This is a genomic window from Faecalibacterium tardum, from assembly GCF_040096515.1.
GTDB lineage: Bacteria > Bacillota > Clostridia > Oscillospirales > Ruminococcaceae > Faecalibacterium > Faecalibacterium tardum.
The window spans coordinates 1-9,024 of record NZ_JBBMEO010000048.1 but is presented as its reverse complement, the minus strand read 5'-3'; the positions used below and the strand labels follow the sequence as shown (position 1 = coordinate 9,024).

Annotated in this window: 8 protein-coding genes; 4 read left to right on the top strand and 4 right to left on the bottom strand. The window is 59.8% G+C overall.

Going from position 1 to position 9,024, the window contains the following annotated elements; all coding sequences use genetic code 11:
- Positions 1–165: 165 nt before the first annotated feature.
- Positions 166–1,740, bottom strand: coding sequence for a RecQ family ATP-dependent DNA helicase (locus WMO44_RS13925; RefSeq protein WP_349152934.1), 1,575 nt, complete (start codon positions 1,738–1,740; stop codon positions 166–168).
- 250 nt (positions 1,741–1,990) lie between these two features.
- Here WMO44_RS13925 and WMO44_RS13920 point away from each other — a divergent pair, with 250 nt between their 5' ends.
- The 4 genes from WMO44_RS13920 (at position 1,991) to WMO44_RS13905 (ending at position 6,189) form a co-directional block, all read left to right on the top strand.
- Positions 1,991–3,019 (top strand): glycosyltransferase family 2 protein, encoded by a 1,029-nt coding sequence (locus WMO44_RS13920; RefSeq protein ID WP_349152933.1) that lies wholly within the window; start codon positions 1,991–1,993, stop codon positions 3,017–3,019.
- Between the two features lie 430 nt (positions 3,020–3,449).
- Entirely contained in the window at positions 3,450–4,736 is a 1,287-nt protein-coding gene (locus WMO44_RS13915) for a cation:proton antiporter (protein WP_349152932.1), read from the top strand.
- Between the two features lie 244 nt (positions 4,737–4,980).
- On the top strand, positions 4,981–5,232 hold the full coding sequence (locus WMO44_RS13910) for an AbrB/MazE/SpoVT family DNA-binding domain-containing protein (protein WP_249240804.1): 252 nt from the start codon (positions 4,981–4,983) through the stop codon (positions 5,230–5,232).
- Between the two features lie 21 nt (positions 5,233–5,253).
- Positions 5,254–6,189 (top strand): alpha/beta fold hydrolase, encoded by a 936-nt coding sequence (locus WMO44_RS13905; RefSeq protein WP_349152931.1) that lies wholly within the window; start codon positions 5,254–5,256, stop codon positions 6,187–6,189.
- Positions 6,190–6,351: 162 nt separating this feature from the next.
- On the opposite strand, the gene WMO44_RS13900 is transcribed toward WMO44_RS13905, so the two are convergent.
- The 3 genes from WMO44_RS13900 to WMO44_RS13890 are packed head-to-tail and all read right to left on the bottom strand — an operon-like array spanning position 6,352 to position 8,829.
- On the bottom strand, positions 6,352–7,299 hold the full coding sequence (locus tag WMO44_RS13900; protein WP_349152930.1) for a histidine kinase dimerization/phospho-acceptor domain-containing protein: 948 nt from the start codon (positions 7,297–7,299) through the stop codon (positions 6,352–6,354).
- Entirely contained in the window at positions 7,281–7,961 is a 681-nt protein-coding gene (locus WMO44_RS13895; RefSeq protein WP_118659048.1) for a response regulator transcription factor, read from the bottom strand. Before WMO44_RS13895 ends, WMO44_RS13900 begins: the two co-directional genes overlap by 19 nt.
- A 4-nt stretch (positions 7,962–7,965) precedes the next feature.
- On the bottom strand, positions 7,966–8,829 hold the full coding sequence (locus WMO44_RS13890) for a TraX family protein (RefSeq protein ID WP_349152929.1): 864 nt from the start codon (positions 8,827–8,829) through the stop codon (positions 7,966–7,968).
- Positions 8,830–9,024 lie beyond the last annotated feature (195 nt).

The following is a 9,024-nucleotide window of genomic DNA, read 5'->3' as shown; positions in this document are numbered from 1 at the left end:
CCCCCCCCCCCCCCCCCCCCCCCCCCCCCCCCCCCCCCCCCCACAAACGCTCTATTAAAAATAATTCTTCCGCTGAATATGGCCAAAGCAACGCGGAGGCCATTTGAAATCATCCCGCACTAAAAGAAGCCGTTGCACAGTCTGTGCAGCGGCTTCTTTCTTTTCTCACTCCCGGCTGCCCACAGCGTCCTCGATAACGCGCAGGAAGGCATTGCCGTAGCGGGCGGCTTTCTTTTCGCCCACGCCGCTGATGTTCAGCAACTCGTCGATGCTCATGGGCTTTTTCTCTGCCATCTCCCGCAGGGTGGCATCATTGAACACCATAAAGGCGGGCAGGTTCTGCTTGCCTGCCAAGCGCTTGCGCACCGCGTACAGGGCGTTGAGCAGCTTTTCGTCCGCTTCGCTCAGGCTGCCCGCGGCGGGCTTTGCGCGGCGTGGCTTTTCCAGCCGGTCGGCGCTTTGGGCGGCACGGCGGCGGGCGTATTCCACCTGCAGCTGCGCTTCCTGCTCGGCGGCAAGGCAGCAGGAGCAGTTGCCGCACTTTTTGGGCGCTGCTTCTCCGAAGTATTGCAGCAGAAAGCCGCGCAGACAGTGCTGGGTGGTGGAGTAGAAGGTCATGTACTTGAGCCGCTCCTCTGCCTTGCGGGCGGCTTCGGCCTTTACATCCGCGGGCAGACCGTTGTCGGCCTCTCGCTCCTTGTCGATGAAAAAGCGGATGGTGCGCACATCCGTGCCGGAATACAGCAGGGTGCACCGGGCGGGCTGACCGTCGCGCCCGGCGCGCCCGGCCTCCTGATAATAGCTTTCCAGATCCTTGGGCATATTATAATGAATGACGAACCGCACGTTGGGCTTGTCGATGCCCATGCCGAAAGCATTGGTAGCAACCATCACCTGTACCCGGTCGTAGAGGAAGTCGTCCTGATTCTGCCGCCGGGTGTCCGCATCCAGCTTTGCGTGGTAAGCCGCCGCCCGGATGCTGCGGCTCTGCAGCAGCTGCACCGTCTCGTCCACCTGCCGGGTGGTGCTGCAATACACGATGCCCGCATGATTGCCCTCCTTGAGCACCAGTTCCAGCAGCTCCTTGGGCTTCTGGCTGGGCAGCGCCCGCCGGGTCTCGAAGTACAGGTTGGGGCGGTCGAAGCTGGTGGTCACCTCGTAGGGCGCTTGCAGCGCCAGATGGGTGCGGATATCCTCCCGCACATGGGCGGTGGCGGTGGCGGTGAACGCACCTATGACCGGGCGGCTGGGCAGGCTGTCCACAAATTCCTTGATGCGCAGATAGCTGGGGCGGAAGTCCTGTCCCCACTGGCTGATGCAGTGTGCCTCGTCCACCGTGACCATGCTGATCTGCCGCTCCTGCGCAAACCGATGGAAGCCCGGCATCTCCAGCCGCTCCGGCGCCACATAGATGATCTTATACCAGCCCTCCCGGGCGCGGTGCAGCATCAGCGCCTTCTGATTGTCGGTCAGGCTGTTGTTCAGAAAAGCCGCTGCCACGCCCGCCTGCACCAGCGCTCCCACCTGATCCTTCATCAGGCTGACCAGCGGGGACACCACGATGGTAATGCCCGGCAGCAGCAGCGCCGGTACCTGATAGCAGATGGATTTGCCCGCGCCGGTGGGCATGACCGCCAGCACATCCTGCCCGGCCAACAGGCGGCTGACGATATCCTCCTGCCCGGGGCGGAAGCTGTCGTAGCCGAAAACTTTTTTCAGGATACTGTGCGGGTTTTCCATGGTCTCCTCCGTTATATAAGTAGGTGCGCTGACGCGCCGATCGCTCAAAACCTTATCAGTATACCACAAAACCGACACTTTTGGCAGAAAAAAGCGTCACTTTGCGCAAAAATGTGCGTTATTCGCCCTTTCTGCCCGGGAAGGATAGCTTTTCAGGCGCGAAAATGCTATAATGAGAACACATATCTCCATGCCACCCCCGCAGACTGCCCGGCATGGATCATGCAATGTAAAAAGGAGCATTTATAATATGCAGCAGAAACTTATCACCTTTGCCGTGCCCTGCTACAATTCGGCAGCCTATATGCGTCACTGCATCGAAACGCTGCTGAGCGCAGGTGAACAGGCCGAGATCATTCTGGTGGACGATGGTTCCGTCAAGGATGACACCCCCGCCATCTGCGACGAGTACGCCGCAAAGTACCCCACCATCGTCAAGGCCATCCATCAGGAGAACGGCGGCCATGGCGAGGGCGTGAATCAGGGCATCCGCAACGCCACCGGCCTGTACTACAAGGTAGTAGACAGCGACGACTGGCTGGACACCGACGCCCTGAAGAAGGTGCTGGAGCGTCTGACCACACTGGTTGCCCGCGGCACCGCGCCGGATCTGATGATCTGCAACTATGTGTACGAGCATGTGGAGGACGGCACCAGCCATACCGTGCGCTATACCAACGTGTTCCCGCAGAACCGCCTGTTCGACTGGGTGCACGTCCGGCACTTCCGCCCGGATCAGAACCTGCTGATGCACTCGGTCATGTACCGCACCGAGGTGCTGCGCCAGTGCGGCATGGTGCTGCCCAAGCACACCTTCTATGTGGACAATATCTTTGTGTACCAGCCCCTGCCCTACGTCAAGAGCATGTACTATATGGATCTGGATCTGTACCGCTACTTCATCGGCCGCGCAGACCAGAGCGTGAACGAGAGCGTGATGATCGGCCGCGTGGATCAGCAGCTGCGGGTCACCAGACACATGATCGACTGTCAGGATCTGGACGCGCTCAAGGGTCAGAAGCGTCTGCGCGCCTACATGGTGCACTACCTGTCGGTCATGATGGCAGTCAGCGACATCTTCCTGCTGCTGGACGGCAGCGCCGAGGCGCACGCCAAAAAGGCCGAGCTGTGGCAGTACCTCAAGGATCACGTTACCCCCGGCGTCTACCGCGCCGTGCGCGTGAACCTTGGCGGTCTGACCGACCTGCACTTCCCCGGCGGCGACAAGGTGGTCGTAGCCACCTACCGCCAGCTGCGCAAGATCTTTAAGTTCAACTAAGGGCATCGTTTTCCCCCTGTCATCTTAGATGACGGGGGATTTTTGTTTGAGGGAGCCCCTTCCGTCTGCTCCCGTTGGTCGCAGCCACCTTCCCCAAGGGGAAGGCTGAACCCTCTCAGTCACGCCTGACGGCGTGCCAGCTCCCCCGAGGGGGGAGCTGGCGCGGTAGCGCCCGAGAGGGTTAGCATCCCCTTGGGGAATCTGCTGAGCAAAGCGAAGCTCAGGGGGCAAACATATCTTTTCGTCCCAAAAGATGTATGAAACGCGCAGGATGGTTGCTTTTCCACCGTTGTTCCGGTATACTGGATACGTTTTCCCATTTTGACCCCGCACTGGATTTCACACAGGAGTTCGATACTTTTTTGACAAGGAGGAACCGAGTGCTGCGGCCTTTGGCTGCGCACCCAATACAAACCACATTATGGAACAAATGTTGATCTGTCTGTCCCTTGCCCTGATCGCCGGCCTGCTCATGTCACGCGCTGCCAAGGCCGTGCGTCTGCCCGCCGTTACCGCTTACCTGCTTACTGGTCTGCTGCTGGGGCCCTTCTTTCTGGGGCGGCTGGGGCTGAGCCGTTTCGGCTTTGGCTTTGGCAGCCTTGCCGCCGTAGAGGGCTACGGCATCCTCACACAGGTGGCGCTGGGCTTCATCGCCTTCGTCATCGGCAACGAATTCCGTCTCAGCGCCCTGAAGCACATGGGTCGCCGCGCCGTGACCGTGGGCATTGCGCAGGCGGTGATCACCACCGCGCTGGTGGATATCGCCCTCGTTGCCCTGCACTTTGCCCGCCCGGATGTCATCTCGCTGGCTTCTGCCATCACGCTGGGCTCTATCGCCGCCGCTACCGCACCCGCTGCTACCCTGATGGTGGTCAAACAGTATAAGGCGGACGGCCCTTTGACCAAGCTTCTGCTGATGGTGGTCGCCATTGACGACGCTGTGGGTCTGGTGCTGTTCTCGGCCTCCTACGGCGTGGCAAACGCGCTGGAACAGGGTCGCATCGACCCTGTGAGCGTGGTGCTGGAGCCGCTGCTGGAGATCGCGCTCTCGCTGGCGCTGGGCGCTGCCGCCGGTTACCTGCTGAACCTGCTGGAAGTCTACTTCCACTCCCGCTCAAAGCGCATGAGCCTGTCGGTGGCCTTTGTGCTGCTGACCGTGGGCCTGTCCATGACTGAGTTCGAGATCAATGGCACCCGCTGCGGCTTCTCGCTGCTGCTGGTGTGCATGATGACCGGCACAGTGTTCTGCAACGTCTGCCCCACCTCGGATGAGCTGATGGACCGTCTGGACCGCTGGGTGTCCCCCATCAACATCCTGTTCTTCGTGCTGTCCGGCGCAGAGCTGGATCTGACCATCCTTACCAACCCCATGGTGCTGCTCATCGGCGTGGTGTACATTGCGGCACGCTCTGCCGGTAAGATCAGCGGCTCCTTCCTGAGCTGCCGCGCCACCAGCTGCAGCCCCGCCATCCAGAAATATCTGGGCATCACCCTGCTGCCGCAGGCCGGCGTAGCGCTGGGCATGGCTGCCACTGCCGCCGAGCTGTCGGACGGCCACATGGTACGCAACGTGGTGCTGTTCTCAGTGCTGGTGTACGAGCTGGTAGGCCCCACCCTGACCAAGCTCTCGCTGACCGCTGCCGGCGAGATTCGTCCCGAGGGTCGCACCAGCGCCCGCGTGGAGAACCAGCCCGAAGCCCCTGTGGAGCTGAGCTGAGACGATAAGGAAGAATTATTTGTAATTTTGAGGGTCAGGAAAGTCCGCGGACTTTCCTGACCCTCTTTTCACAGAAAAGGGTTCTCCCCCACCTTTATGTGCAAAAGGTTGTTTTTTGTCGAATCAGCACGCAATCATTGACGAAAGCTGCTATTTTTTGTATACTAAGCTTATCGGCGCTGGCACAATTTTCCTATTGTGTCAGTGGTTGCTAAATAGGAATAGTGAAGGAGAATGACACATTATGAAAAGCACTGGCATCGTTCGCGGCATTGATTCGCTGGGACGGATCGTTCTGCCGAAGGAGCTGCGCACTAGTATGCACCTCGACACCGACACCAAATTGGAGATCTTTGTGGATGGGGACGCCATCGTCCTGAAAAAGCACCGCCCCGCCGGCAGCTGCGATTTCTGCGGCGAGGTGGACGAGCAGGCCATCCAGTTCGGCGGCTACTGCATCTGCACCGCCTGCCGCCGCAAGCTCAGCGTACTGTAACTCAGAAGGGAGGCCCTTTCCATGAGCCGGTTCATCGACTTTACCCTTCCCTCCACCGTGCCGGGGCGCACCCTGCACGGCTTTCGCTGCGTCCCGGAGGGTCAGGTGCGGGCAGTGCTGCAGCTGTCCCACGGCATGGTGGAGTACATCGACCGCTACCGCCCCTTGGCGGAATATCTGGCCGACCGGGGCATTCTGGTCACCGGACACGACCATCTGGGGCACGGTGCCTCCATCCGCACCAAGGAGGACTACGGCTATTTTGCCGAGCCGGACGGCAACCGCGCCGTACTGGCCGACCTGCACGCCGTAACTGTGCTGACCAAGGAGCTGTACCCGAACCTGCCCTACTTTTTGCTGGGACACAGCATGGGCTCTTTCTACGCCCGGCAGTATCTGTGCGAGTATGGCAGGGAGCTGGACGGTGCCATCATCATGGGCACCGGTTTCCAGCCCAAGGCGCTGGTCAAGGTTGCCAAGACCCTTTGCCGGGTGCTGGCAGCCTTCCATGGCTGGCACTACCGCAGCAGCCTTGTGGCCAACCTTTCCTTTATGGGCTACAACAAGGGGCTGGAGGGCCGCACCACCCACGACTGGCTCAACCGCGACCAAGCCGAGGTGGACAAGTATCTGGCCGAGGAGCGCTGCACCTTCACCTTTACGCTGAACGCCTATTACAGTATGTTCAGCGGCATTCTGCGCCTGCACGACCCGGCTTTTCTGGCACGGATGCCCAAGGAGCTGCCGCTGCTCTTCCTCTCCGGCGATGCCGACCCGGTGGGCGAGCAGGGCAAGGGCGTGCGCCGCGCCATCCAGAGCCTGAAAGACGCCGGTGTGCAGAACATTGAAAGCATCTTCTACCCCGGTGCCCGCCACGAGCTTCTGGTGGAGACCAACAAGCTGGAGGTTTTTTCGGACATCGCCGCATGGCTGGATAAACAACTGGCCAAACTGTAAAACGGCCAAAGGGCTGCTGCACAAAACGTGCAGCAGCCCTTTAACCTAGAATAAGCATTTTTATGGAGCTTCCAGAACGTCTGCGGACGTTTTGGAAGCTCTTTTCATGGTTTTCGGAAACAAAATGCAGCGGACTATGCTCCAATTAGTCTATTTTTTTCATCATTCTACATTCCGTTTATAGCGCAGCGGGGTCTGCACCTCGGCGCGGATCTTACCAAGATAGGTGCGGGTCTGCTCTGCGCCCTGCAAAATAGACTCCACCTGCGCTTTCTGCTCTGCGGTCAGGCCGTCATCCTCTGCCAGCAGCTCCGCGTTGCCCTCGATGATGGTCAGCGGCGTTTTCAGCTTGTGGGACAACTGAATGATCTGTTCCCGCTGCCGCTGCTCCATGGCCCACTGCTTCTGCAGGCTGCCGGTCAGGGCGTCGCCCATGGTCTGCAGCGCCTGTAAAGTGCTCTCGTACTCCCGCACCTTCGCGCCGGAAAATACCGCGCTGTCCAGATCCTTCCGCGCCACCGCCTGCGCGGCGGCGGTCAGCTTTTCGGTCTCCCGGGTCAGGAAGCGCCCGGTTCTGTGGGTGCTCCACACCACCGCGCCTACCAACAGCAGAATGCCCAGAATGCAGTGCACGGTCTGCATATCCGGCAGCACGCCCCGCAGCGCAGGGTCGGCGTAGGGCACGGCATAGTCAAATTGCAGCAAGCAGACCGTTCCGTCCTGCAATTTTGACGTCATATAATACTGCGTGTAGCCAAAATGCCAGCGGGTTTTCCCCTGCCGGTACTCCATTGCCCGCTGCAAGTGCCCGGCATCCATGTTGGTGGCCAGCACCTTGCTGCTGTCCGGCGCGGCAAACAGGGCGTACCGGCACAAGGAGTCCAGCTGCGTCTCGTCAAAGGTGGCGGCGGTCATGCCCGGTAAAACGTCCTGTGCAGCCTTCTGGCAGGCCTGCGCGGCTTGATTCGCGGGAAGAAACAGCCCGCCGTTCTGGATCCAGAGCATCAGCACCAGCAGCCACCCCACCGCGACCAGCAGGCAGGCCAGCGCCGTGCGCACCAGATATTGCAGCAGCACGCTGCGCAGAGAAGTCAGTCTTCGCTTTTCCATCGGTACCCCACACCCCATACGGTATTGAGCAGCTTTTCCGGCTCCGGCACGCCCGCCGCCCGCAGCTTTGCCCGGATATTTTTGATGTGCTGGGTCACGGCGGTGTCATCCGCTGTGCCGTCAATGCCAAAAACCGCTTCGTAAATTTGCTCCTTGGTAAAGGTCTGCCCTGCGTGCAACGCCAGATACTCGCAGATGGCATACTCCGAGCGGGTCAGCGGCAGCACCTTCCCCTCCACCGCCGCGCTCCGGGCGGTCAGGTCAAAGGCCACGCCGCTGCGCACCATCCGGTGCGCCGGGGTGCGGCTCTGCCGCCGCAGATGTGCCGCCACCCGCGCCCGCAGCTCTGCCACCCGGAAGGGCTTGGACAAAAAGTCGTCTGCTCCGATGCCCAGTCCCTCCAGCACAGCGGCCTCATCAGTGCGGGCACTCAGAAACAGGATGGGTGCTTCAGTCAGGCTGCGGATGCGCCGACAGACCGCAAAGCCGTCCTCCCCGGGCATCATCACGTCCAGCAGGATGCAGTCTGCCCAGCGGCAGAGCGCCTCGGTCAGATCTCTGCCCGCCTGCCGCGTTTCTACCCGGTGGCCGTCCCGCTCCAAAGTGGTGCGGATCAGCTTGCAGAGCTCCAGATTGTCATCCACTGCCAGAATGTTTGCCACAAGATCACCTCAACACGTTATAAAGCAGGCAGGAAGCCCCATACAGCAGATACACATGGGCGGGGTAGAACCAGTAGAACAACTGCTTGTGGCCCTTGCCCCGCTGCCCGTTGTACAGCAGCATCAGCAGCACCGCCGCCACCCCGAACCACTCGTAGTTGTCGGTGAACATCTGCGTCCAGACAAAACCCTCCTGTCGGCAAGCCATCCCAAAGGTCAGCGCAAAGTCACACAGGAAAATCACCAGTGCCCATACCGTCAGCTGCACTTTGCGCCGCCCCCGCAGGGCATACAGCAGCACGCCGCCCAGCAAAAAGCTCCAACTGCCGTCCGTGATGGCTGTCCACATGGGCAGCGGGCTGGTGATAACAAAGGCCACGATCGTTGAAGCAATGGGCATCTCCTGCACCTGCGGGAAGAGCAGCAGAAACACGATCACCACATACGGCCAGCACAAGACGGCAGCAATGGCAGCAATGCCCTTTGCGAATTTTTTCTCCCGCAGCCAGTCGATGCCCTGCCAGACGATGCACAGCAGCATCAGATCCTGAAAAATGGCGTTCAGCGGGTAGAAGCCATCCCCGCGCCGGAATGCTTTGGCGTAGATCATAAAGAATTCCAGCGCCGCCATGGCCGTGCCAATAGCCCAGATGCGGATAAAATACCGCTTGCGGTCATGGGTGTGGGCAAAGCCCTCCACCGTGCAGAACAGAAACAGCGGCGCACTGAGCCGCCCCAGCATACTGAACACCGTCGGGATGCAGCCGGTGAATTCGAAGAAATAATGAATGTGGTCCAGCACCATCAGCACCAGTGCGATGGTCTTGAGCTGGGTACCGTCCAGCCCTTTTTTCGTTAATTTGTCCATATAGACTCTCCTTTCCTTTTATGCATCCAGTGTAACAGGAAAATCTGTAGAAAGTATAAAGTTCTGCCTTTTATGATACTATTTTCTGCCCCGAAATGCAACAAAAAAGCCCTGAGATTTTCATCTCAGAGCTTTCAGTTAAGTCGGCGACTACCTATTTTCACAAGCCGTTTCCAGCTAACTATCTTCGGCACA